A 24,894-nucleotide genomic window follows, 5' to 3' on the forward strand; every position below is an offset into this window, starting at 1 on the left:
ATGATGAAAAAGACGCTACTGGCACTTCTCTTACCCGCATTATTACTCGCAAGCTATGATGTTGCTGCCAGTTGCAGTAATGCGGGAGAAAAAAATGCACCGCCACTGAATTTTGATATATCCACGGAACTCACAAGCACATCAACCACCGTGAACAAATCAACCCGAACAGGATTCACAGGTCAGTATACCTGTGTAGCACCAGGGCTACTTCAATCAAATACAGTGGGCATTGATAGCCCATTTCGCCAATCAACAGTTGCGATTGGCTTTAATGGTGGGAAACAAGTGGTTTCTATCTCGGTCAGCGGTATTAGTCAATCAAGCGTGACTAATATTCCCCCAGGTACCTACCCCGCCTCTAATCTAGATACAAATTTTACGATTCAATTTAAATTACTCAGCAGCCCACCCGCAAATAATTATAAAGAAGTTGCAGGTAACAGTGTGTTAATCAGCCCAGTAATGATGGCAACGGATGTAACGGCATTAGGCCTTATCCCTTGGCTACTGCGCCTTCTCTCAGACTTAGTCACGTTTCTGTTAACCCTGCAATGGCCAACACATGCTGAGGATATGTTTTACCAACCGATGCAGTTAACCTATAACCCAATCCTAACAACCTGTAATTTTACTAATCAAGGATTAGTCGTTTCGCTTCCGCCTGTCAGTATCAATACTGTCAAAAATGTGACTCGAGCAGGCTACACGCCATTCACATTGAATTTCACGTGCCAAGATTTCCTCGCGGGTAGCACCGCTTCTCGCGATGTGTCTATGTTTTTATCCAGCGGTAGCTTACTGGCAAATGATAAAACCACGATAAACAATACCCTAACCCAAGGTGCTAAAGGTGTCGGTTTTCGGCTCGTCAAAACGGATAACCTCACCGCCCCTTTATTCCTTTCAGACAGTGTAACGGCACAAAATACCGCCACAAGTATTTTTTTCGTCCCAAAAGGCAATCCCATTTCACCATCCTTTTCCGTCAATTTAGGGGCTTATTATTATCCCTATAACCCCAATATTGTCACTCAAGGGGCGGTATCTGGTACGGCAACCGTCGTAATGTCTTACAACTAAAAAAGGAGCGATGATGAAATACTTAGGAGGAATTGCCTTATTACTGATAAGTTTACAAACACAAGCAAGCCTTGTTTTACAAGGAACTCGGGTTATTTTTCCCAGTGATAAAAAAATGGTTAGCATTCAGATGACTAATTACAGTGAACAGCCGACGTTAATCCAAAGTTGGATAGATGAAGGGAATATTAATTCGACACCCGAAACAACCAATGCGCCATTTATTGTCACGCCGCCTATCAACAAAATAGCCGCTAATGAAGGCGTTCAGCTCCGCATCCGTTTTCTTGGTAATAACTTACCCATGGATAGAGAGTCTGTTTATTATTTAAATGTTTTGGATATCGCACCCAAGCCTAAAAACACCCAGGGTATGAATACGCTCCAGTTTGCCATCCAAACTCGAATTAAAGTGTTTTACCGCCCTATTTCGCTGTTACCCCTTCCAGATACATTATTGGATAGCGCTAAATTTTATGCCGATAACGGGCTATTAGCCGTGAATAACCCAACACCTTATTTTCTCAGCATTGCCAATATCTACACAGCAAATAACGCCAATGAGCTTATTGCTAAAAGTTTAATGATCGCACCATTTTCGACTCAGACAATCCCCTCGGGGAAAAAAGTGGTTAATGGAGAAAATATTACCGTGGTTTATATTGATGATACTGGGCAGCAAATTGAGCATCAAACCAAGCTATAAATGAAGGTGTTTCACTGCATTTATAGCTCTTTGATGGGAAGATTATGACTGTGCAGTCACTTTAGGGCGAATAAATAACGCAGGTACAGCAAGTAGCGCCATCAAATAAAAGACCACGCCATGATGAGCAGGAACACGCTCATAAATATAACCGACAATAATTGTTAATACCGCTAGACCACCACCCGTCGCCAGTGCCGAATAGACACCCTGTAATGGGATAATTTCATTTTCTTTACGCGCGCTGATAAAACGCATTGCCGCAAGATGACAAACAGTGAACGTTCCACTGTGTAAAATTTGCACGATAATAAGCATAGGTAATGCGGTAAATGCCCCCATCATTCCCCAACGGATTATTCCACAGAATGCGGATAACAACAGTAAGTTACGTGCACTCCAGCGCCTAAATAAACGGTGACTCAGCATAAAGACGATAACTTCTGCGACAACACCCAATGACCATAAGTTACCAATCACTAAGTCTGAATATCCCGCTTCCTTCCAGAACAGCGAGGCAAAACCATAGTAAGCTGCGTGAGCACCTTGCAATAAAGTCACGCAAATCAGAAATCTGACCACATTTTTATCAGCAATCAGTTGTTTAAAAGTAACTTTATTACCATTATCTGCTTTTGCCGCCCCCGCAGGCATTATTGTAGGCCTCAACATCGCCCCCAACAATAAAGCTAAGCAGCTGATAATCAAAGCAACCATAATTGATTTATGGCCCCAAACCCCAGCTAGATAACCCATTAATGAAGAACCAATAATAAAGGCTATCGAGCCCCAAACACGGATTTTGCCATAATCAAACGTAAATTGTTTCTGCCATGTTCCTGCCAATGAATCCCCTAATGGAACCATTGGAGCGAAAAATAAGTTAAAACCAATCATCACAAAAAGCAGCCATGCCCAATGGGAACCAAAAGCAAAGCCAATGGAAAAAATTAAGGATGATGCAGCCAACAACCGCAATGCAGTAATTAATTTTGACGGCTCTTTAACTAATGGTGTGATAAACATCGCCCCAAGAAAACGAGCCGCAAGGCCTACACCAAGCAAAACACCGATCATTTCGGCATCAATGCCCTCACCCTGTAGCCAAACAGACCAAAACGGCAAAAAAATACTGTATGCAAAAAAGTAGGTAAAATAATCAATTGCTAGCCAGCGCGTTGATGGAATGACCATCATCCCTCCATTTTTCAATGCAAAAAACCCGCTCATACTTAACAGTAGAAGCGGGTTTAGGTAACTAAAAGTCGTTATATTATGCGTAAACTGGGTATTTTTTGCAGATTGCTAATACTTTTTGTTTCACGCTCTCAATGGTCGCTTCGTCATTGAGGTTGTCTAGAATATCACACATCCAGCCCGCTAGCTCGCGCGCTTCAGCTTCTTTAAAGCCACGACGCGTAATTGCTGGAGAACCAATACGCACACCTGAAGTGACAAATGGGCTCTTCGGATCGTTTGGTACACTGTTTTTGTTTACGGTGATATTCGCACGACCTAATGCAGCATCAGCATCTTTACCCGTGATATTTTTGTCAACTAAATCAACTAAGAACAGGTGGTTTTCAGTTCCACCAGAAACAACTTTATAGCCGCGTTGTTGGAAAACATCGACCATTGCTTTCGCATTTTTCGCAACTTGTTGTTGGTAGACTTTGAACTCAGGTTCCATGGCTTCTTTAAGTGCTACGGCTTTACCTGCAATAACATGCATTAAAGGACCGCCTTGCGAACCAGGGAATACGGCTGAGTTGATTTTTTTGTACAGCTCTTCGTCGCCGCCTTTCGCGAGGATCAAACCACCACGAGGACCCGCTAATGTTTTGTGAGTTGTGGTTGTCACAACGTGAGCATGTGGAACTGGGTTTGGATAAACACCTGCCGCAATCAGACCCGCAACGTGTGCCATATCAACGAATAAGTAAGCATTGATAGCATCTGCGATTTCACGCATTTTAGCCCAATCAACCACGCCTGAATACGCAGAGAAACCACCGATAATCATTTTTGGTTTATGTTTTTCAGCTTGCGCTTTGATATCGTCGTAGTCAATCTTACCGCTTTCATCGATGCCATAAGGAACGATATTGTACAATTTACCAGAGAAGTTAACTGGGGAACCGTGAGTTAAGTGGCCGCCGTGCGCCAAATTCATACCCAGCACAGTATCACCTGGTTGTAGCAATGCCATGTAAACTGCCGCATTCGCTTGTGAACCAGAGTGTGGCTGCACGTTTGCATAGTCTGCACCAAATAATTCTTTTGCGCGGTCAATCGCTAATTGCTCAACGACATCAACATACTCACAACCGCCGTAATAGCGTTTGCCTGGATACCCTTCTGCATATTTATTGGTTAGCTGAGAACCTTGAGCCTGCATGACTCGTGGACTGGTATAGTTTTCAGAAGCAATTAATTCAATGTGTTCTTCTTGACGTTGTACTTCTTGCTCCATTGCTTCCCATAATTTTGGATCATAGTCTGCAATATTCATTTCACGCTTTAACATTCGCTTCTCCTGCCTCAGCAATTCAATAGGTTGACAATCAATTCATCGCAATAGCACACAGTGTAAACTCTTTTTCGTTCTTGAGATAGCCCTAAAGAAAAAATATACGCAAACGATTGCATTAATTTTTTTCACGTCATTTACCACTTTCAGCCTCATTATAAAATAGCTCAAATTTTAAATTTTGACGGAGGAATATCTAGTATTGCGAGTCCCTTCTCATTATGTGCCTATTTTTGCCCTATTTTATCTATTTGCATCTTTACAGATACCCTTAAATATTATAAGTTGCATTTAAAATACATGTTTATAAATAAACTTTATGTCTCTCATAAAAGTGAAGATTTTCGGCACAAAATTCAGCTATCCCACTGAAAATTAAGTGCTATATTTTTGGATGGTTCAGAAAAAATGCCAAACTCTTCCTAACAGAGAACATGAAAAAAATTCAGGAGCACCTGTATGTTAGACAGCCAAACTATCGCTATCGTTAAATCAACCATTCCTGCTATCGCAGCCACTGGACCAAAACTTACCGCACATTTCTATGACAGAATGTTCAATCAACATCCTGAATTAAAAGATATTTTCAATATGACTCACCAAGCTAATGGTGCGCAACGTGAAGCATTATTTAATGCAATCTGCGCTTATGCTGTGCATATTGAAACCCCTGAAGCATTAATTTCTGCCGTTGAAAAGATTGCGCAAAAACACGTTAGTTTAAATATTAAACCTGAACATTACCCTATCGTCGGCGAAAACCTACTGGCTGCCATTGATGAGCTCCTCAATCCTGGTCAAGAAGTGCTTGATGCATGGGGCAAAGCCTACGGGGTATTAGCCGATATCTTTATTGGTCGTGAAGCCTCAATTTACCAAGAAAATGCCGATAAAAATGGGGGTTGGGAAGGTTTACGCGAATTTAAACTGAAACAAAAACAACCACAAAGCGATGTTATTACTAGCTTTGAGTTCGTCCCTGTTGATGGAAAACCCGTCGCAGGCTATCGCCCAGGTCAATACATCACAATTTATATTAATCATGATGGATTCGAGAACCAAGAGATCCGCCAATACTCCTTAACGACAGCACCTAATGGCCAAAGTTACCGTATCGCAGTAAAACGCGAAGACCAAGGCGCTGTGTCTAATTTCTTGCATCAGCACATCAATGAAGGGGATAGTATTTATTTAGCACCACCATGTGGTGATTTCTTTATCGATGTTGATAACCAAACGCCCGTCACACTCATCTCAGCAGGCGTTGGCCTGACGCCAATGTTAAGCATGCTAAACCACCTGACGCAACAAGGCCATGAAGCAACGATCAACTGGCTACATGCGGCTGAAAATGGAGCTGTTCATGCGTTTAACCACGAAATTCAGCAATTGATGGCCAAACAAAAAATGGGGCATTCTGCCATTTGGTTTAACCAGCCTCGAGGCAATGACCGCCTCGGCTTTGATTACCAATATGAAGGATTAATGGATTTACAAAAAGTACGTGAATGGATTGACCAACCGAATATGCAATTCTATTTCTGTGGTCCAGTAGGCTTTATGCAACATGTGGGTCAACAATTAATTTCGATGGGTGTTGATGCCGATGCTATCCATTATGAGTGCTTTGGCCCACATAAAGTGCTGTCCCTGAATTAATAGATAAAAAAATGCTCTTCGGTTTAGAAGAGCATTTCCTGAAACGTATCAGCCAAAAGAAACTGTTCTAATGGCTTGGTGTTTGAAGTTTTTTCACAGCTTAGCGGTAACGGGCCGCATAAAAAATACACTGTTCTAATCCCATTCCTGTGTATTTACCGTTACCGCCTTTTAACCCTAAAGTTAAATTGCTTCCTCATCTTGCTCACCCGTACGAATACGGATCACACGTGCAACATCATAAACGAAGATTTTACCGTCACCAATTTTACCTGTTTGCGCTGTTTGCATAATAGTTTCAACGCAGTTTTCTACAATATCGTCAGGGACAACTATTTCAATTTTGACTTTCGGTAAAAAGTCCACCATATATTCCGCACCACGATACAGTTCGGTGTGCCCTTTTTGACGACCAAACCCTTTCACTTCCGTAACCGTCATCCCTGTGATCCCGACTTCCGCCAGTGCTTCACGTACATCATCAAGTTTAAATGGCTTTATAATTGCATCAATTTTTTTCATAAATAGTTCCTGTTATGACCAATTTTTACGGCCAAAACCTGAGGTGATCGGATAACGGCGGTCTTTACCAAAATTCCGCATGGTAATACGCGGCCCAACAGGTGCTTGTCGGCGTTTATATTCATTCAGATCAACCAAGCGCACCACTTTACGGACAACTTCTTTATCAAAACCTAGCTTGATAAGGTCATTCACGGATAAGTCTTTTTCAACATAACCTTCTAAGATAGCATCTAATATATCGTAAGGCGGCAAGCTATCTTGGTCTAACTGCCCTGGAGCCAGTTCTGCAGATGGCGGCCTATCAATCACACGCTGTGGAATAGCGGGTGAAAGTGTATTGCGATATTTTGCCAGTTCAAAAACCAATGTTTTTGGCACATCTTTTAACACATCAAAGCCGCCAGCCATATCACCATACAGTGTTGAGTAACCCACTGCAGACTCACTCTTATTACTGGTCGTCAGGACTAAACGGCGGCGTTTATTGGACATCGCCATTAAAATAACAGCACGGCAGCGAGCTTGTAAGTTTTCTTCGGTGGTATCAACCGCAGTTCCTTCAAACATTGGACTTAATTGCGCCATGAATGAATCAAACATCGGTTCGATAGAGACAATATCAAATTCCACACCTAACAACTCAGCTTGTTCTTTGGCATCATGAATGCTCATTTCTGAGGTATAACGGAACGGCATCATCACCGCTTGCACACGTTCTTTACCGATAGCATCTACCGCGATAGCCACTGTTAAACCAGAGTCGATCCCTCCAGATAACCCAAGGATTGCACCATTGAAACCGTTTTTATTGATATAATCGCGAGTCGACATCACTAAGGCTTGATATACCTGCGCGACAGGATCATTTTCAATAAACACACTACCTTCACTTACCAATTCCAGCTCATCAAATTGTACCGTAACAACTTGTTCTTTGAATTCGGGTAATTTAAAGGTTTGTTTGCCTTTATTTGCAATGACTTTCGAGCCACCATCAAATACCAACTCGTCTTGTCCACCCACTTGGTTGAGGTAAACGATAGGCATGTGAGTGCGTTGGCAATGGTCAACCAGTAAGTCGCTACGGATATGTTCCTTGTGAATATCATACGGTGATGCATTGATAGTTAGTAATAACTCGGCTCCAGCACCTTTCACCGCATCAACAGGCTCGTCATACCAAATGTCTTCACAAATCAATAAACCTAATTGATAGCCTTTGAATTCTACCACGCAGGTTTTTTCAGCTGCGCTGAAATAGCGCGGTTCATCAAAAACACCGTAGTTTGGTAGTTCTTGTTTAAAATAGCGAGCATGCAATTTCCCTTGATAGAAGAAAGAAAGTGCATTGAAAATTTCGTCCCCTTCATAGCAAGGGTGGCCGACAATAATTGCCGTTTCTGCACTCGCCTTTTGCAAACGTTCAAGCTGAGCTTCACATCTGTCTTCAAAATCTGCACGGAAAATTAAATCCTCAGGCGGGTAGCCCGTCAGAGACAGTTCTGAAAACATCACAATATCGGTTTGTGAGGCTTGTTCACTCACGACTTGTAACATGCGATCGCAATTACCTTCGATGTCACCGACTAACCAGTTAAGTTGTGCGAGTGAAATATTAAGCTTACGGCTCATAACGTGTTTCTTCTCCCGAAGCGTGAATACGGTTTACCTTGTCCACGTAGATTATATAGGTGAATAATAGTTAATTATTCTTTAAAGTCATTAGCTTCCAAATCGTGGCGGCCAAGTAATTTATAAAATTCTGTGCGATTTCGTCCAGCCATGCGTGCGGCTTGTGTGACATTGCCTTTCGTCATCTGCAATAACTTGCGTAAATAATTCAATTCAAATTGATTACGTGCTTCAACAAAGGTTGGCAAGGCAGTATTTTCACCTTGTAACGCCTGGCTAACAAGGGCTTCACTAATAACAGGAGATGTTGTTAACGCTACACATTGTTCAATCACGTTAACCAACTGGCGTACATTACCTGGCCAAGTTGCTGTCATCAGGCATTTCATCGCATCACTTGAAAAACTGCGAACAAAGGGCTTATGCCGAGACGCAGATTCTCTCAATAAATGATTTGCTAATAATGGAATATCTTCTGCACGTTCATTTAATGCAGGAATACGTAAATTAACCACATTCAGGCGATAATAGAGATCTTCACGAAACTCATTTTTTTCCATCGCTTTGGGTAAATTACGGTGTGTTGCAGATAAAATACGCACATCGATGTCTAAGTCGCGATTGCTCCCTAATGGGCGAACTTTGCGTTCTTGTAACACCCGCAATAGTTTTACCTGCAAGGGCATTGGCATATCGCCAATTTCATCAAGAAACAGTGTGCCACCACTTGCGGCAAAAAACAGCCCCTCGCGGTTACTCACTGCCCCCGTAAAGGCACCTTTTGCATGACCAAATAGTTCAGATTCTAAAAGTTGTTCTGGCAATGCGCCACAATTGATAGCAATAAAGGGTTTACGGGCGCGCGGACTTGCTTTATGAATGGCCTGCGCTAACACTTCTTTACCCGTTCCACTTTGGCCGTTAATCAGTACACTAACGTCTGATTGTGCCACCATATGGGCTTGTTCAAGAAGACGTATCATTAAAGGGCTGCGGGTGACTATCCCCGAACTCCACTCTTCATCACTCATCGGTGAAGAAGATAAAGCAAGTGCTTCATCAATAGCTTTATATAAAGCATCTTTATCAACAGGTTTCGTTAAAAAGCTGAACACGCCACGTTGTGTCGCAGCAACGGCATCAGGGATTGAACCGTGTGCCGTTAAGATGATAACTGGCATATTAGGATGCGCTTTTTGAATTTCATCAAACAGCGCCATTCCGTCCATCTCATCCATGCGTAAGTCACTTATCACCAAATCTAACTTTTCTTTCTGTAAGATTTTAAGTGCTTCAGGGCCACTTTCCGCAGTGGTCACTTTGAACCCTTCACTGCTTAACCGCATCCCAAGTAACTTAAGTAAGCTAGGGTCGTCATCAACGAGCAGTAAACTTGCCGACTTACGGTTTGTCATTATTTCGCGTTCTCCGATGAAGGTTGTTCTACAGGAGGCTCTGCGGGTTTTGCTGCGTCAGATGAGGTTTCTTTATCGCCTTCAACAACGCTTTCGACTTCTTTTTCCGTTTCATTAGTGCTTTTTTTCCGTGAGGAAAGTTGACGCTCAATGTCTGTTAAGTTTTCGAGTTTGCGCGATGTTGTGTTCAGTTCAAAAGCTAACTTAGCGTTGTCTTCTTTTAAGCGATCAAGCTTAGTATCCATTTCTTGCTGTAAGCGTTTATAGCGCGCACCTGCATCTGAAAGGTTAATAATTTGCACTTGTTGCTCACGCCATAACTGTAATAAAGGGCGTACCGCAGTTGGAAAACTGAGGCTATATGTATTAATGCTGTCGAGCATTTTTCGCCGCTCGGCAATCGTTGGGTCAGCTGAATTTAACAGTATATTTTGTTGAAATGCATCTGACCAATTTGTAACCTCTATTTTGCTTGCATTTTCACGTGCTTGTGAAGTTTCTGTGCGATCTGCACAATCCATCATACGCAACCAAAATAGCGCATTTTCACGAGCAGCAGGCTGGTCATTTTCCCAAATCGTATCGCATGATGCATAACGATAATCAGTCACTTTCACTTCAGGCACAACCACTTGTGCCAGCGTTTCCAGTGGCGATTGACCATTTTTTGCTACGCACCCGCTTAGGATAAGGGTAAAGAATACCGCCCCAAAGCTGACCCCTGTTCGTCTCATCACGAATGGGCTTATTTGATTAAGTTTATTTGGCAGTGCTTTACGATAAAGCATTGCCAAAAAATCTGTAGACCGATTGACCATTATTCATTCTCTGCTGTTAGAGGCAGTTCAATTCTAAAACAGACATCTGCTGATTTATATGGGACTAGTGAGAGTTCTCCGCCCATTTGTTTTATACAATCTTGTGCAATACTTAACCCCAACCCACTCCCTTTCACCGCACCTTTTCTTTGCAAGGACCCTTGATAAAAAGGCTCAAAAATCATGCTTTGCTCAGATTCGGGAATTGGCGTACCTGTATTTGCAACTTCAATCAGCAGTTTATTGCCTGTTTGACGACTCGTGATCCAAATATTACCTGATTCGCCACCATAGTGCACCGCATTGGAGTAGATATTATCAATAACTCGCCCAAGTAAAGTGGGTTCCGCTAAACAGCTTTCGACTTTTAAACGGACTTCCGTTTTAATATTTTTGGCTCTAGCAGGTAAATTATGTGCATTAACAATATCTTCAATCAATTTATTTAGGTCAACTAATTGGGCTTCTGGTGGGTCATCAACCAATTTACGATTATAATCGAGTAACTGCTCAATAAGTTGCTGAAGATGCTTACTGCTATGATCAAGAATTTCAACAACCTCCCTTTGAGAGTCAGTTAATGGCCCTGCGACTTCATCAGCAAGTAATTCGGTGCCTTCTCGCATACTGGCGAGTGGTGTTTTTAACTCATGGGAAATATGACGTAGAAACTCATGTCGTTGAGACTCAAGCCAAGCCAAGCGCTCACTTAGCCAAATAATACGCTGAGCGATTGTACGAAGCTCTCTTGGTCCTTTAAAGCGTTCAATGTTACTGGCTAGAGTTCGGCCAGTACCAAGGCGATTGATCATTCGCTCAATGACTTTCACTGGCCCAATAATCATTCGAGTAAATAAAGTCACTAATAGTGCACTGAGTAAGAACAAGATCAAACTTTGCCAACCGAATAATTGCCCTTTATTTGCAATTGCTTTTTGCAACTGTTCCCCACGGCTAAAAATCACATCGCGAGTTTCCTGTACAAGTGCGGTATTTTCTGCTGAAAATTGCTCCAAGGCTTGAGTGACTTTCGCGGTAGGCTCATTATTTTCACATGCCACTATTTTAAGTTGTGTTAATGTTGCAGTGAGCTTTGAGGTGTCAGATGTTTGAGGCAAAATGGTTTTTTGCCTTTCAAACATTTGTTCATAATCGGCAAATTGTTTTTGGTATTGGGTTTGCAAAGCTGCATCTTGTAATACGCAATATTGACGATAGCTTCGCTCCATTTCCAATGCGAGACTGCTCATTACCTCACTGCGCCTAGCATCCAGTAAAGTAGTTTTATTGATATTTGCGGCTTGGTTACTCAGTTGTTCTAAGCTTTGATACGCTTGATATGCCAAAACTAATAAAGGCAACAAGACGAGCCAAAATGCCATCACAACCAGTTGGCGCAAGGAACGCGGGAAAAAACGCCATTTGCTCAATACATTCATCTCATACCCATTAAACGTATTTCAATGGTAGCAGAACTCTCTCCCGTGCGAAAAGGTGAATTCGGGTTCTGAGTTCCATAGCATAAAAATCAGACTAACTATGACTGAGCCGCTGCAATGAACGTGCCAATTTTTGTATAAAAATGAGTATTTTCAGTGAGGTATACCCTAAGAGGGAATATTTTAGAGTATTTATTAATATCCTCTAAATAATTCGGATTGCAGCTGAGCGCGGGTAACGACGTTGTGGTTCGAAGTATAACAGACATAGGAAGGCGGAGATAAGGATCGACCTTAACTCCGCCAGCGATGATTTACTGCTTGTATAGGATTATGTCTTTACATTAAAGATAATCATATAGGTGGTGCCTCACTCCACGTGTCGCCCTGTGTTTGATAAGGCCCGAAGGCGAGTATCTGTGCTGTTGGACGGTAGGCACCTTACTTTGGCGTCATTCTGGCTTTATGTGGTATGTTCCCAACTATTTTTGGACCGACATAATGAATTGAATGAGCAACTGCATATTATTATGCACAACTCATGCCAACTTTTCAAGTAAATATCTAACCCATTAAAAAATAAGCAAATTAAATTTATTACTTCTTTTAACTCTTTCTGAATACGCTGAAACGGTTTATCCGAACCTTCAGTTTGTCGCTAATTTAAGACACTCAAAAGCTCAATTTATAAAAACTTTATTTATCATAGAGATAAATGTCTCCTTTTGGCGACAGTGCATATGGGATATTGTCGCTAATTTTAGACAACGAGGAAAAAACGCTAACTCTACGCTGCTTATTTTATCTTTTCACCAAGAAATAATTAATAATATTTATAGTTTCACAAAAAACATTTCCCACCTAAACCTTAAAATTCACAATAAAAAAAAGATAAAAACCAAAATAATACACTAGGTTAATCAATTAAATTCAAATAAAGCAATTCACTAACCATTCACCTTTACACTTTAAAAAATTTAAACAATACTTAATATTGATAATCGATGCATGTTCTCACTTTGAAATTAATAATTGGAGATTGTATGAATCCTACTTCAGAAACTTCAAACAAAGCAGAAAATATTGACATTGCCGTCCGAGTCATTGAAAAAGTGACGGGTTACATGTTTCAAGCAGCATTACGGGCAGCAGTCAAATTAAACATTGCAGAATATTTAAAAGATGGGCCTAAAACGTCACAAGAGTTAGCAGAAATTATTAATGGCAAACCAAAAGTTATCCATAAAACACTACGTATATTAACAACTCAAGGTATTTTTAAAATACAGGATGATTTGCACTTTGCCTTAACCCCCGAAGCTGAGTTTTTACTTCCTGACCATCCTTATTCATTACGTCAAGCGATACTCATGCTAACAGATAAGACTTTCTGGATGCCTATACATAATCTTGATGAAATTATTCTTGGCAAACCTGTATTTAAAAATATGTTTGGAGGGACATTCTTTGAATACTGGCAGAAAAATGTTCACTTACCTGACAACTTTGATGTCGGCATGTCATCTATGTCACGCATTGAAAATGAATACGTTATTAATGCATATCAATTCCCAGAAAATATTGTGATTGCAGATATTGCTGGAGGCTTAGGAGCATTACTTTTTGAGGTATTAAAAAGAAACCCCACCACTAAAGGCATTCTATTTGATCAGCCTCATGTATTAAAACAAACAATATTACCTCTACTCGGTGACGATTCGCGCTGGACCACCTACCCCGGTTCATTCTTCGAAAAATGCCCTGAAGCTGATATTTATTTACTCAAATACATTACTCATGACTGGTCAGAAGACAGTGTAATTAATATTTTAAAAACCATTCGCCGTGCGATGAAAACAACATCAAAACTCTTGCTCATTGATTGCATCGTCGCTGATGATAACAAAGTAAATATTGGTAACGATATAGACTTAATTTGTTTAAGCCTTTCACCCGAAGGTGGCGAACATACTATCAGTGAGTTTGAGACATTATTAAGCAATGCGGATCTTAAACTTAACAGAATAATCGATACCCATTGTCATATTCATATTCTTGAAGCTATACCTATATAATTTGATTAAACCAATGAATGCCGACCTTAGGGTACAAGTGATAGGTAGGCATTTTATTCATTGAATAAAACCACCGACATTTCTGATACACTTCAGAATTCTCAACCTTCTTCCTAGCTTATCCTTTCTCATCTTGATATAAGATTTCTCAATACCCTATTCATCACAGAATATAACAACATGATAAAAATCGCCTTAGTTGATGACCACGTCGTTGTGCGCTCTGGTTTCGCACAGTTGCTGACCCTAGAACCCGATATTTCCGTTGTCGGACAGTATGCTAGCGCCCAAGAAGCATTGCCAAAGCTTCTTAATTTAGAGATTGATGTCGCTATTATGGATATCTCCATGCCAGATGAAAATGGTTTGCAGTTGTTATCACGACTTCGCCAAAAAAAGCCAGACTTCAAAACCATTATTCTCAGTATTTACGATACCCCTGCTTTTGTACAAAGCGCCTTAGACGCAGGGGCCAGCGCTTATTTAACCAAACGCTGCGGGCCAGAAGAGCTGGTACAAGCGGTACGTTCTGTTCACCAAGGGGGATGCTATTTATGCGCAGACGCCATGCGAGCGCTACGCCATTCGCCGCAACAACATCAAGGGATGCAAGAATTAACGCCTCGGGAGCGGGAGATTTTTGATTTACTCGTAGCAGGCCTCAGCGTTAAAGTGATTGCAGAACAACTCGAGCTTAGCCATAAAACAGTGCATGTCCATCGCGCTAATGTGCTCGGTAAATTGCAATGCGAAAACACCATTGACCTCGTACACTACGCACTAGAGCACAACCTTATTTCAAGGTCTTAATGGCATGAGTAAAAACCTACGTTTAACACTTCAATCTATTTTTCTACTCTTTACCTACTCATTGCTGTGGATTGGGTTGTGGATCATTGGTTTTTATTTAAGTGAAAACAGCTTTCAAGCAACCTTATTTTTACCGCAAGGGCTGCGCCTTGCTTTAATGATCATCCTGTGGCGGCGCTATTGGCCTACTTTGCTACTTAGCGAAGGTATTTTGAATTTTTGGTTATCTGGGGAGCAACTGCTTTTCCAACCGATTTTACTGCTATCTCCACTATTAAGCCTTGGTGTGGCTTTTGTTATTCAAGATATTTGGTGGCGCTATACTTTATATTGGCAACGTTTATTATTGTTGCTAGCTGGTGTCGCTGCAAACAGTGTGCTTCATGCATTGCTGTTTGGCTGGCTATCATCCTATTCCATTAGCCAACTCTTTTTAACGACATTCACTGGGGGGATATTACTCTCCCCATTTGTTTACCTTATCTATGAATACCTGCATGAGCAGCACTACCAAATGTTGCTTGACTATGGAACTCCCGACAAACAATTACGTACTTCTTTGATTGTTTGGTGTTTTTTATTTTGTGTGGTGGGATTAAGTGCCCAAGTCTTTTTCGCACCTGAAATCGAACGTTTGATTGTTTTACTGGTGTTTATTCCAAATGTGTTTATGGCTTACCGCTATGGTTGGCAAGGAGGGGTGCTTTCCGCATTATTAGGCAGTTTAATTATTACTTTTGCGCGGCAATTTCACGGTGCTTTTGCAGACTTAGAAGAACTGGAAATGTTTCTCAGCACTCAAGCCTTAATCGGTATTGGGCTGGGGATTGCCATTAGCCGCCAAAAACAGCTCGCCAATAACCTACAACGTTATCGACAACGCTTAGAACAAGAGCTAAAAGCACGACGTGATCTGATGCGCCAATTAGTTCATACTGAAGAAGATATCAAAAAAGCCATCGCCCGTGAATTGCATGATGAAATTGGGCAAAATATTACCGCCATTCAGATTCAATCCATGTTAGTCAAGAAAACAGCGCCAGACTCATTAAGCCACCAAGCGGCAAGCCAAATTAATGAGCTTGCTCAGCAAATTCACCAATCGACTCGGCAACTGTTGCGCCAATTGCGTCCGCCTGTATTGGATGAGATGTCCCTCGAGAATGCGCTCACCCATTTAATCGCAGAATTTTCCTTTCCTGAAAATAATATTCAATGCCATTTTCGCTATGCGCTACAAGAAACCCCCGTCAATGAAACCGTTCTATTTACGTTGTACCGCCTTGTTCAGGAATTACTTAACAATATCAGCAAACACGCGAAAGCCACACAAATCCACATTTCACTAGCGCAAATAGGTGACTCGATCCAGCTTGTTGTTGATGATAATGGAGTGGGTATTCCCTTTAGCAAACGCACGAGTGGCTTTGGTTTACGCGGTATTGAAGAACGCGTTAGAGCTTTAGGGGGAGATTGGACTCTCACCACACAAAACGGTACGCAAATAATTGTTAACTTGCCCACATTTTAAGATAAAACATCACAAAAATAGGAATTATTCCTAGTCCTCTAATACCTTCTCTCATCCCTTTTGTTAAAAACTTGATTACATTTTGCCAAACACGAGAAATACCATCATGACAGGTCAACATACATTGGATTTGGATAGCACTTATCGCTTTTGGCGCCGCCGACTGATGTTATTCATGATAGTGGGTTATGCCACCTTTTATCTGACGCGAAAAAGCTTCAATTTTGTCATGCCTGTCATGCAGAGCGAATTGCTGCTCGACAAAAGTGATATTGGCTGGATTGCCACGGCATTTTACCTGACTTATGGCATTTCCAAGTTTTTATCGGGTATTTTCCACGATATCACAGGCTACCGCTGGTTTATGGGTGCAGGTCTTGTGATGACGGGGCTACTGAATATCATTTTTGCCTATTGTTTATCGTTCCCTGCCCTTTTGTTGGTATGGACGCTAAACGGATTTTTCCAAGGTTGGGGATGGCCACCTTGTGCACGAATTCTCACTCACTGGTACTCACGTAATGAACGTGGTTTCTGGTGGGGGTTGTGGAATATCTCCATCAATCTCGGCGGCATGCTGTTGCCTTTGCTCACTGCGCTGTTAGCAACGCAATATAGTTGGCAAATGGCATTGATAGTGCCAGGGTTGATTGGTGTGGGGGTTGGGCTTTGGTTATGTCGCCAGCTGCGAGGAACACCACAAGAAGAGCAACTACCCAGTGTTGGGCAATGGCGCCAAGATGTGCTGGAGCTACGCCAAGAGCGTTTATCCCCCCCGATGCCAATGTGGGTGATTTTAAAAGACGCGATTGTTTTCAACCGCATGATTTGGTTATTAGGTTTCTCCTATATTTTGGTTTATCTCATTCGTATGGCGATAAACGACTGGGGAAATCTCTGGTTAACAGAAACACACGGCACCAATTTACTCAGTGCCAACGCAACATTGTCGTTATTTGAATTAGGTGGGCTACTTGGCGCACTGTGCTCAGGATGGGGCTCTGATATTTTGTTTCGCGGGCAGCGGGCACCAATGATTTTGCTGTTTTCATTGGGGTTGTGTATCTCAGTCAGTGCTTTGTGGCTTACCCCTATTCATCATTACGCTTTACTCGCAGTGTGTTTTTTTGCTATCGGCTTTTTTGTTTTTGGACCACAAATGTTAATCGGTCTCGCTGCAACAGAATATTGTCATAAAAAAGCAGCGGGCGCGGTAACGGGTTACCTTGGGTTGTATGCCTATCTAGGGGCTGCAATTGCAGGGTGGCCGCTCTCTCAAGTCATCGCACATTACGGTTGGTCAGGGATGTTTACCTTACTAGCCAGTGCAGCTGCCTTGATGGGGCTACTGCTTATGCCGCTTTTGATTGCGAATGTCAGCAAACGAGAGCACATGGCAGGATCTGTTTCACCCTCTGATAATTAAAATCTGATAAAGGATTGAAAATGAAACTGAAAACTCTCTCTACTCTAATCGCAGCAGGCTTATCCCTCGCCGCAATTTCGACCACTGCAAGTGCGGCGGGTCGCCTTGTGGTTTACTGTAGTGCAACCAACGCGATGTGCGAAACAGAAACCCAAGCATTCGCTAAAAAATATGATGTGAAAACTACGTTTGTACGTAACGGCTCAGGCAGTACTTTAGCTAAAATCGAAGCTGAAAAACGTAACCCACAAGCAGACGTGTGGTATGGCGGTACATTAGACCCACATTCACAAGCAGGAGAAATGGATTTACTTGAGCCATACAAATCACCAAAACTCGCTGAAATTATGCCTCAATTCCAAGACCCTGCAAAACGCAAAGGTAACTATTCCTCTGCGGTTTACATCGGAATTTTAGGCTTTGGAGTGAATAAAGATCGCTTAAAAGAAAAAGGCTTACCTATTCCAACTTGCTGGAAAGATTTAACCAAACCTGAGTATAAAGGTGAAATTCAAATCGCTGACCCACAAAGCTCAGGAACTGCGTATACCGCACTAGCAACATTTGACCAACTTTGGGGTAACGAGCAAGCCTTTGATTACCTGAAAAAATTAAACTCTAACATCTCTCAATACACCAAATCAGGTATTGCCCCAGCACGTAATGCCGCACGTGGTGAGTCTGCCATTGGTATCGGCTTCTTACATGATTATTCATTAGAAGTGGAAAATGGCGCACCATTAGAATTAATCGCACCATGTGAAGGTACGGGCTATGAAATTGGCGGGATCAGTATCCTGAAAAATGCCCGTAACATGGATAATGCTAAACTGTTCGTGGATTTCGTGTTGTCTAAAGAAGCCCAAGAGCTGAGCTGGAAAGAAGGTAAATCTTACCAAATCCTCACCAATACTACGGCGGAATCGTCCCCAATTTCGTTAAAACTGAACGACCTGAACCTGATTAATTACGATATGGACAAATACGGTGATGCCGATGTCCGTAAGAATTTAATCAACAAATGGGTTACTGAAGTCAAAATGAGCAAATAACCACCCTGTGCGGCGTGAACGCGCCGCACTGAGCACTTACTTAACTAAAATAAAAATTAATTTAATTAAGCTCTAAATAGTTTGGGTTGTCACAAGGCGGCAAGTGACGTTATTCCTAGGAGCATACACAAGTATGTGACTAGGATAACAGAGCGCAGCCAACACCGTGACAGCGCAAAATATGACGAGCTTAGGGGGATCTATGTCTCAAACCCTAGCTCTGACACCACCTAAAAAGCGAGATAGCACCTTTTTTTGGCTGCTATTGGCATGGGTTGGTTTCGCCTTGTTACCGTCTTGGAGCCTTGATTATGGCTTACTTGACTCAACACAAGATGAAATTCTCGCCGCTTATGGTTGGAGCAGCATAAACATTAGTTGGCTTTGGTATCTCTTGCCATCTGTACTGTTTATTCGCCCGTTAACACCAGCGGATCGTTATCATAAAACACGCCATTACTTCGATATTGCTGTCGCGGCTATCACTGCCGTTGTGGTGATCATCACGGCTTACTTTGATGGTAAGGGCCTTGGTTATTCCGCCATTGTGCTGTTTATTGCCCTAGGTATGGTGATGACGCACGCGTTAACCCGCCTTGAGTGGCTGGGTGGCGACCAATTCGTCATTGGGTCGCTTATCACCGTTATCGCACTGATCACGTTGTTTATCGTCTTCCCAAGTGTAGCGATTTTTATCCCCATGTTTACCGATGGTAATGGGGATTTCGCGCCATTTGCCTTTGTGGCAATTTTAACGCAATCCCATATTGTTCAGGTTATCATTAACTCGGTATTTCTCTCTTTAGCCGTGGGAGCTGGCTGTACCTTCTTTGGGTTAATTTTAGCTATCTACACCACACGTATTGCGAAACGTTCTGCCATTATTGGTCGCGTATTTTCTATCCTACCTATCGTTACACCACCTTTTGTTGTGGGCCTTGGTGTCACCTTGATGATGGGTCGCTCAGGTTATATTACTGAATTTCTCGCGACTTACATGGGGTTAGAAAATACCAACTGGCTGTATGGCTTTACGGGAATTTGGCTCGCACAGGTTCTGGCCTTTACCCCAATGTCATTTATGATTTTGGATGGTGCGATTAAAACCATTCACCCATCATTGGAAGAAGCCTCTTATACCCTGCGCGCTAATCGTTACCAAACCTTCTTTAATGTGTTTATGCCATTATTGAAACCTGCATTAGCTAACGCATTTTTAATTGTTATTGTTCAGTCACTGGCCGACTTTAGTAACCCATTAGTGTTAGGCGGTAACTTCGATGTATTAGCGACGCAAATTTATTTCTATATCACAGGTTCTCAGTTAGATTACCAAGCAGCCAGTACCTTGGGCGCTTCCTTGTTAGTCTTCTCTCTGTTGGTATTCTGTGTGCAATATATGTGGATTGGTAAACGTTCGTACGTCACGGTTTCGGGTAAATCTTATCGTGGTGATGTCCAACCCTTACCATCGTCTTTAATTGCCACTGTCACGACATTCTTAGCGATTTGGGTCGCCTTTAACGTTCTGTTATACGGTAGCATTTTCTACGGAAGCTTTACGGTGAACTGGGGTGTGGATTACACCTTAACGTTAGATAACTTTATTAAGTTATTCGGTCAAGGTATGAGTGATGGCGCATGGCCTTCATTGCTCGATACCCTTCTGTATGCAGGAATTGCCGCACCGATCACCGCAATTCTGGGTCTATTAATTGCCTATATCGTGGTGCGCCAAGATTTCCGCGGTAAGAAAACCATCGAATTCACCACCATGTTATGTTTCGCCGTACCTGGTACAGTTGCGGGTGTGTCATACATCTTAGCCTTTAACGACACACCGTTCTATTTAACAGGTACAGCGGCCATCGTAATTATTTCGATGACTATGCGTAACGTTCCTGTGGGGATCCGTGCTGGCATCGCAGGATTAGGCCAAATTGATAAATCATTAGATGAAGCGTCGCTGAGCTTACGAGCAGGTTCTATGCGTACTATTTTCTTTATCTTACTGCCGCTCTTGCGCCCTGCGATTTTATCCGCGCTGATTTACAGTTTTGTACGAGCGATTACCACTGTTAGTGCAATTGTGTTCTTGGTTACTCCTGATACACGCGTAGCCACCGCTTACATTCTTAACCGTGTTGAGGATGGTGAGTATGGTGTTGCGATTGCTTATGGCTCCATTTTAATTGTGGTCATGCTCGCAATTATCTTCTTATTTGACTATTTGATTGGCGAAGCCCGTGTTTCACGTTCCAAAGCCAAAAATGCACAGTAATCATGGAGTAACTGACATGACACAACCGAATTCTTGTGAAACAACTAGTTTTGTTGAATTAAAAAATGTGACTAAACGCTTTGGTAGCAACACGGTTATCGATGATTTAAGTTTGTCCATTCCCCAAGGCAGCATGGTGACCTTATTAGGTCCATCGGGTTGCGGAAAAACTACCGTTTTACGTTTAGTGGCAGGGCTCGAAAAGCCGACCGAAGGCCGTATGTTTATTGATGGGGAAGATGTAACCGACCGTTCAATACAACAGCGCGATATTTGTATGGTGTTCCAGTCCTACGCTTTGTTCCCCCATATGTCTTTAGGGGATAACGTAGGCTATGGCTTGAAAATGTTAGGGTTACCGAAAGCTGAGATCAAAAAACGCGTTGATGAAGCATTAGAGCTGGTGGATTTAGCTGGCTTTGCCGACCGCTTTGTTGACCAAATTTCGGGAGGACAACAGCAGCGTGTCGCCTTAGCTCGAGCGTTGATCCTCAAGCCAAAAGTGCTGTTATTTGATGAGCCGTTAAGTAACTTGGATGCCAACTTACGCCGTAGCATGCGTGAGAAAATTCGCGAGCTACAGCAGCAATTTAACATCACCTCCTTGTACGTTACCCATGACCAAAGTGAAGCCTTTGCGGTGTCTGATATGGTGTTGGTGATGAACAAAGGGAAAATCATGCAGCTAGGTTCCCCTCAAGAGTTATACCGCCAGCCAGCGTCGAAATTTATGGCGAGCTTTATGGGGGATGCCAATATTTTCCCTGCAACATTGACCGCGGATTCTGTGGATATCTTTAATTATCGCTTGCCTCGTCCTGCGCAAATTACCTCAACACAAACGCAAGTCACTGTGGGTGTTCGCCCTGAAGCCATTACCTTGAGTTTACAGGGTGAAGATAGCCAACGTTGTACGGTTACTCACGTTGCTTATATGGGGCCTCAATACGAAGTTACTGTTGACTGGCATGGCCAATCCATGTTGCTACAGATCAATGCAATACAGTTACAACCTACTGTTGGCGAAAATCTTTATTTGCAGATCCACCCATATGGCATGTTTATTCTTGAGTAATATCCCACTCTTTGAATAATACTAAATGTCATTAGGTAACAAGGAAAACTTAGCATTGTGAATAGCACATTTCCCCTTCGCCCAAAAGGGCGGAGGGGAAATGTGCACCCATAAGAAAATAATCACTAAAAGCATATTATCGGTGACTTAAATATCAATTTTTATTTTTTTCTGAAAGTACAATTAACATACTTAGCAAAATAAATAACATACCAATTATCATTGAAATTGTCATCGACTCATCTAAAAGATAAGATGAAATCATCACACTAATGATTGGTGAAATAAGGATTGAGTATGATGAAAGCTTTGCGCCACCATGCCCTATCATATAATACCAAAGAACATAAACAATCACGCCATTAGCTAGCCCCATATAGATAATTGGTATATATACACTGATAAAAAACTCAGAATGTATATTGCTCAATATGTTTAAATCAACATTTAAAAATGGAATTAATAAAATAAAAAAAACAAATGACACTACATTTTGATAAAATACTTTTGAAGTTAGGTTTATTTTCAAGGTGATTTTTTCAGATAAAATAGTTCCTAGTGCCCACATAAATGCACTTAATAAAATTATCACTTCACCAATACTTATACCAACTGGTGATATAAAGATAAAAATACCACTAATGCATAACAAAGATACAAATACTGACCTAGTTTCAATATGTTTATTCATTACACCCAATACAACTGTTGCCATTACTGGCATTGTATAAACAAGTACAGATGCCTTTACCGCTTCTGTATACTTTAACGCCAAACTATTTAATATAGGAACTAAAAAAACATTTAAAAAACCAAGTGGAATATTTTTTACAAAATCTCGCAAATTAAACTGACACCGACTAAAAAAGAAAAAAACAAAACACAAAAAAACAACTGAGATAATTAGTGAGTAGATTCTAAAAGCCCAAACACCTACTTGGTCAATCGCTAGTTTTGATATAGGAAATGCACTCCCCCATATAAATGATATTAAAACAGCACAAAGAAGTACTTTAATTTTTTTCATTATACCTCACAACTAATGCCATTCTTTTACTTGTTCTATTAGATGTCACTGCGGAAACGAAATGTGGGATTTTTCTTTTTTTTGTATCAAAAATTAAAATATTTAAATATGACGGGATAAAAGTATCTAAAATTGTCTTTTTATCCTTATCTAAAATCATCGTTAATCCTCCATAATTTGCTTCCCATTCCTTGGTTAGATTAATGACAATACCTATCCCATCATCGGAGTCGCAATGTGTAGTTAAAAAATCATCTTTATCAAACCTGCTTAAGCACATGTTTGATATAATATTTATTTTACTTCCCGTTAGGTTTTCTAAAAAACTTTTAAATTTAACATCATTAATAACTGAAATTAAATTAGCATAAATTATTTTTATCTCATTAAAACATATTCTTCTATACGTTCAGTTAATTCATGCAATATTATTTCATTTTTCATTTTTCATATTTCCACCTTGAATTAATTTAATTTAATCTTAGTGTTATCTATATTGATAACACTAAGATTAAAAAGCATTAAATTAAGGCAGTCAATACCAACAAATTAATAAAAAACAACACCGCATAAATAATAAATATATTTAAAATACATATCATTTTAATATATGTGTTTTTTTAAATACAATAAAAAAAGCAGCACCTAAGTTTCCTTAAATGCTGCTTTTAATAACAAGGTTAATTATAAAAATGCTTTATATGGCAATTCAGGTTCATTTTTAAAGATATCGTTAAAACCACGAAAATGCTGATAATGCATACGGTCTTTATCCGTTGGGTAAGTATATTTGCCCCCCACTTGCCAGAAGAACGGTGCAAAGGTGTATTGCAAGCGCTCTTTTTTCATATTCCACAGCACTTCAATTTCCCGCGGGTCATTTTGGAAGTTTGCCCAAATATCATGGTGGAATGGAATAACCCGTTCACAATCTAATGATTCAGCTGCACGTAAAATATCCGATGAGGTCATTTTATCGGTCACACCACGCGGGTTTTCACCAAAAGAAAGCAGTGCGACATCAATATTGTAACGATTACCGTGTGCCGCATAATAGTTTGAATAGTGTGAATCACCTGAGTGATAAACCGAGCCGCCAGTGGTTTCAATTAAATAGTTGACCGCCCGTGAATCCATGCCATCCAAAATGTCCTTATCATAAGAAGAGACCCCTTGAGGTAGTGTCACTAGCGCAGTGCGGTCGAACGAATCTAATACGCGGATTTTCATGTCCCCCACTTCGAGTACATCACCGACTTTGGCGACAATACAGCGCTCAGCGGGCACTCCCCATTTTGTCCATAAATCCACGCACGCTTGTGGGCCAATAAACTTAACATGATCACCGCAGTTTTGCAGTACGGCCGCCGCCACGTTCACGTCGATATGATCAGCATGGTCATGGGACGCTAAAATGGCATCGACTTCTTTAATCGCAAATGGGTCAAGAGGGAAAATTGCTGTACGTAAGTTGGGTTGCAATGCTTCTACTCCGCCCATACGCATCATTTGATGCTGCTTGTTCATGAGTGGATTTTTTTGCGTTTTTTTCCCTGTTCCACACCAAAAATCGATGGAAATATTCGTATTACCTGCGCTTTTCAACCAAATACCTGTGCAACCTAACCACCACATTGAAAATGTATTCGGCTCAACAACCGTTTTTTCAATTTCTTCATTTAGCCAAGTTCCCCACTCAGGAAACGTGCTTAAAATCCAAGATTCACGTGTAATTTCATTGACTTTGCTCATAGTGATAATACCTTTTTCCAGAATTTTAGATGTCGGGAGCCCGATGCCTTAATGAGAG

General features: G+C 41.3%; 20 protein-coding genes. 10 read left to right on the forward strand and 10 right to left on the reverse strand.

Going from position 1 to position 24,894, the window contains the following annotated elements:
* Positions 1–3: 3 nt before the first annotated feature.
* On the forward strand, positions 4–1,083 hold the full coding sequence (locus M1F05_RS13120) for a fimbrial protein (RefSeq protein ID WP_206082477.1): 1,080 nt from the start codon (positions 4–6) through the stop codon (positions 1,081–1,083).
* A gap of 13 nt (positions 1,084–1,096) precedes the next feature.
* Positions 1,097–1,789, forward strand: coding sequence for a molecular chaperone (locus M1F05_RS13125; protein WP_206082478.1), 693 nt, complete (start codon positions 1,097–1,099; stop codon positions 1,787–1,789).
* A gap of 42 nt (positions 1,790–1,831) precedes the next feature.
* Here the strand turns inward: M1F05_RS13125 and M1F05_RS13130 are convergent, their stop codons facing one another.
* A complete protein-coding gene (locus tag M1F05_RS13130; RefSeq protein ID WP_206082479.1) occupies positions 1,832–2,983 on the reverse strand; it encodes a 3-phenylpropionate MFS transporter in 1,152 nt (383 codons plus the stop codon).
* A gap of 79 nt (positions 2,984–3,062) precedes the next feature.
* Positions 3,063–4,316: a serine hydroxymethyltransferase gene (glyA, locus tag M1F05_RS13135; RefSeq protein WP_206082480.1), complete on the reverse strand. Its 1,254-nt coding sequence runs from the start codon at positions 4,314–4,316 to the stop codon at positions 3,063–3,065.
* Positions 4,317–4,778: 462 nt separating this feature from the next.
* Here glyA and hmpA point away from each other — a divergent pair, with 462 nt between their 5' ends.
* A complete protein-coding gene (hmpA, locus tag M1F05_RS13140; RefSeq protein ID WP_206082481.1) occupies positions 4,779–5,978 on the forward strand; it encodes an NO-inducible flavohemoprotein in 1,200 nt (399 codons plus the stop codon).
* 183 nt (positions 5,979–6,161) lie between these two features.
* Here hmpA and glnB read toward each other — a convergent pair whose 3' ends face one another.
* The 5 genes from glnB to M1F05_RS13165 all read right to left on the reverse strand — a co-directional run bounded on the left by glnB (position 6,162) and on the right by M1F05_RS13165 (position 11,807).
* Positions 6,162–6,500 (reverse strand): nitrogen regulatory protein P-II, encoded by a 339-nt coding sequence (gene glnB / locus M1F05_RS13145; RefSeq protein ID WP_004912721.1) that lies wholly within the window; start codon positions 6,498–6,500, stop codon positions 6,162–6,164.
* 12 nt (positions 6,501–6,512) lie between these two features.
* Positions 6,513–8,135: an NAD+ synthase gene (locus M1F05_RS13150; protein WP_206082482.1), complete on the reverse strand. Its 1,623-nt coding sequence runs from the start codon at positions 8,133–8,135 to the stop codon at positions 6,513–6,515.
* Positions 8,136–8,209: 74 nt separating this feature from the next.
* Positions 8,210–9,550, reverse strand: a complete 1,341-nt coding sequence (glrR, locus tag M1F05_RS13155) for a two-component system response regulator GlrR (protein ID WP_206082483.1) — start codon at positions 9,548–9,550, stop codon at positions 8,210–8,212.
* Positions 9,550–10,368 carry a two-component system QseEF-associated lipoprotein QseG gene (gene qseG, locus M1F05_RS13160; protein WP_206082484.1) on the reverse strand — a complete coding sequence of 273 codons (819 nt, stop codon included), beginning with the start codon at positions 10,366–10,368 and terminating at the stop codon, positions 9,550–9,552. The genes glrR and qseG overlap by 1 nt, the downstream gene beginning before the upstream one ends.
* Entirely contained in the window at positions 10,368–11,807 is a 1,440-nt protein-coding gene (locus tag M1F05_RS13165; protein ID WP_206082485.1) for a sensor histidine kinase, read from the reverse strand. The genes qseG and M1F05_RS13165 overlap by 1 nt, the downstream gene beginning before the upstream one ends.
* A 1,043-nt stretch (positions 11,808–12,850) precedes the next feature.
* Here M1F05_RS13165 and M1F05_RS13170 point away from each other — a divergent pair.
* The 7 genes from M1F05_RS13170 to fbpC all read left to right on the forward strand — a co-directional run bounded on the left by M1F05_RS13170 (position 12,851) and on the right by fbpC (position 22,057).
* Positions 12,851–13,882: a methyltransferase gene (locus tag M1F05_RS13170; protein ID WP_206082486.1), complete on the forward strand. Its 1,032-nt coding sequence runs from the start codon at positions 12,851–12,853 to the stop codon at positions 13,880–13,882.
* 180 nt (positions 13,883–14,062) lie between these two features.
* A complete protein-coding gene (locus M1F05_RS13175) occupies positions 14,063–14,692 on the forward strand; it encodes a response regulator transcription factor (protein ID WP_206082487.1) in 630 nt (209 codons plus the stop codon).
* 4 nt (positions 14,693–14,696) lie between these two features.
* Positions 14,697–16,223 carry an MASE1 domain-containing protein gene (locus M1F05_RS13180; RefSeq protein WP_206082488.1) on the forward strand — a complete coding sequence of 509 codons (1,527 nt, stop codon included), beginning with the start codon at positions 14,697–14,699 and terminating at the stop codon, positions 16,221–16,223.
* A gap of 106 nt (positions 16,224–16,329) precedes the next feature.
* On the forward strand, positions 16,330–17,649 hold the full coding sequence (gene uhpC / locus M1F05_RS13185; protein WP_206082489.1) for an MFS transporter family glucose-6-phosphate receptor UhpC: 1,320 nt from the start codon (positions 16,330–16,332) through the stop codon (positions 17,647–17,649).
* Between the two features lie 20 nt (positions 17,650–17,669).
* Positions 17,670–18,701 carry an ABC transporter substrate-binding protein gene (locus M1F05_RS13190; protein WP_206082490.1) on the forward strand — a complete coding sequence of 344 codons (1,032 nt, stop codon included), beginning with the start codon at positions 17,670–17,672 and terminating at the stop codon, positions 18,699–18,701.
* Between the two features lie 202 nt (positions 18,702–18,903).
* Positions 18,904–20,982 carry an ABC transporter permease gene (locus tag M1F05_RS13195; protein ID WP_206082491.1) on the forward strand — a complete coding sequence of 693 codons (2,079 nt, stop codon included), beginning with the start codon at positions 18,904–18,906 and terminating at the stop codon, positions 20,980–20,982.
* On the forward strand, positions 20,972–22,057 hold the full coding sequence (gene fbpC, locus M1F05_RS13200; protein WP_206082492.1) for a ferric ABC transporter ATP-binding protein: 1,086 nt from the start codon (positions 20,972–20,974) through the stop codon (positions 22,055–22,057). Before M1F05_RS13195 ends, fbpC begins: the two co-directional genes overlap by 11 nt.
* Before the next feature lie 154 nt (positions 22,058–22,211).
* Here the strand turns inward: fbpC and M1F05_RS13205 are convergent, their stop codons facing one another.
* The 3 genes from M1F05_RS13205 to ulaG all read right to left on the reverse strand — a co-directional run bounded on the left by M1F05_RS13205 (position 22,212) and on the right by ulaG (position 24,836).
* On the reverse strand, positions 22,212–23,084 hold the full coding sequence (locus tag M1F05_RS13205; RefSeq protein ID WP_206082493.1) for a DMT family transporter: 873 nt from the start codon (positions 23,082–23,084) through the stop codon (positions 22,212–22,214).
* Positions 23,071–23,364 (reverse strand): 2OG-Fe(II) oxygenase family protein, encoded by a 294-nt coding sequence (locus tag M1F05_RS13210; protein ID WP_206082494.1) that lies wholly within the window; start codon positions 23,362–23,364, stop codon positions 23,071–23,073. Before M1F05_RS13210 ends, M1F05_RS13205 begins: the two co-directional genes overlap by 14 nt.
* 404 nt (positions 23,365–23,768) lie before the next feature.
* Entirely contained in the window at positions 23,769–24,836 is a 1,068-nt protein-coding gene (gene ulaG / locus M1F05_RS13215; protein WP_206082495.1) for an L-ascorbate 6-phosphate lactonase, read from the reverse strand.
* Between the last annotated feature and the right edge of the window lie 58 nt (positions 24,837–24,894).

Source organism: Providencia sp. PROV252, from assembly GCF_033676005.1.
GTDB classification, from domain to species: Bacteria; Pseudomonadota; Gammaproteobacteria; order Enterobacterales; family Enterobacteriaceae; genus Providencia; species Providencia vermicola.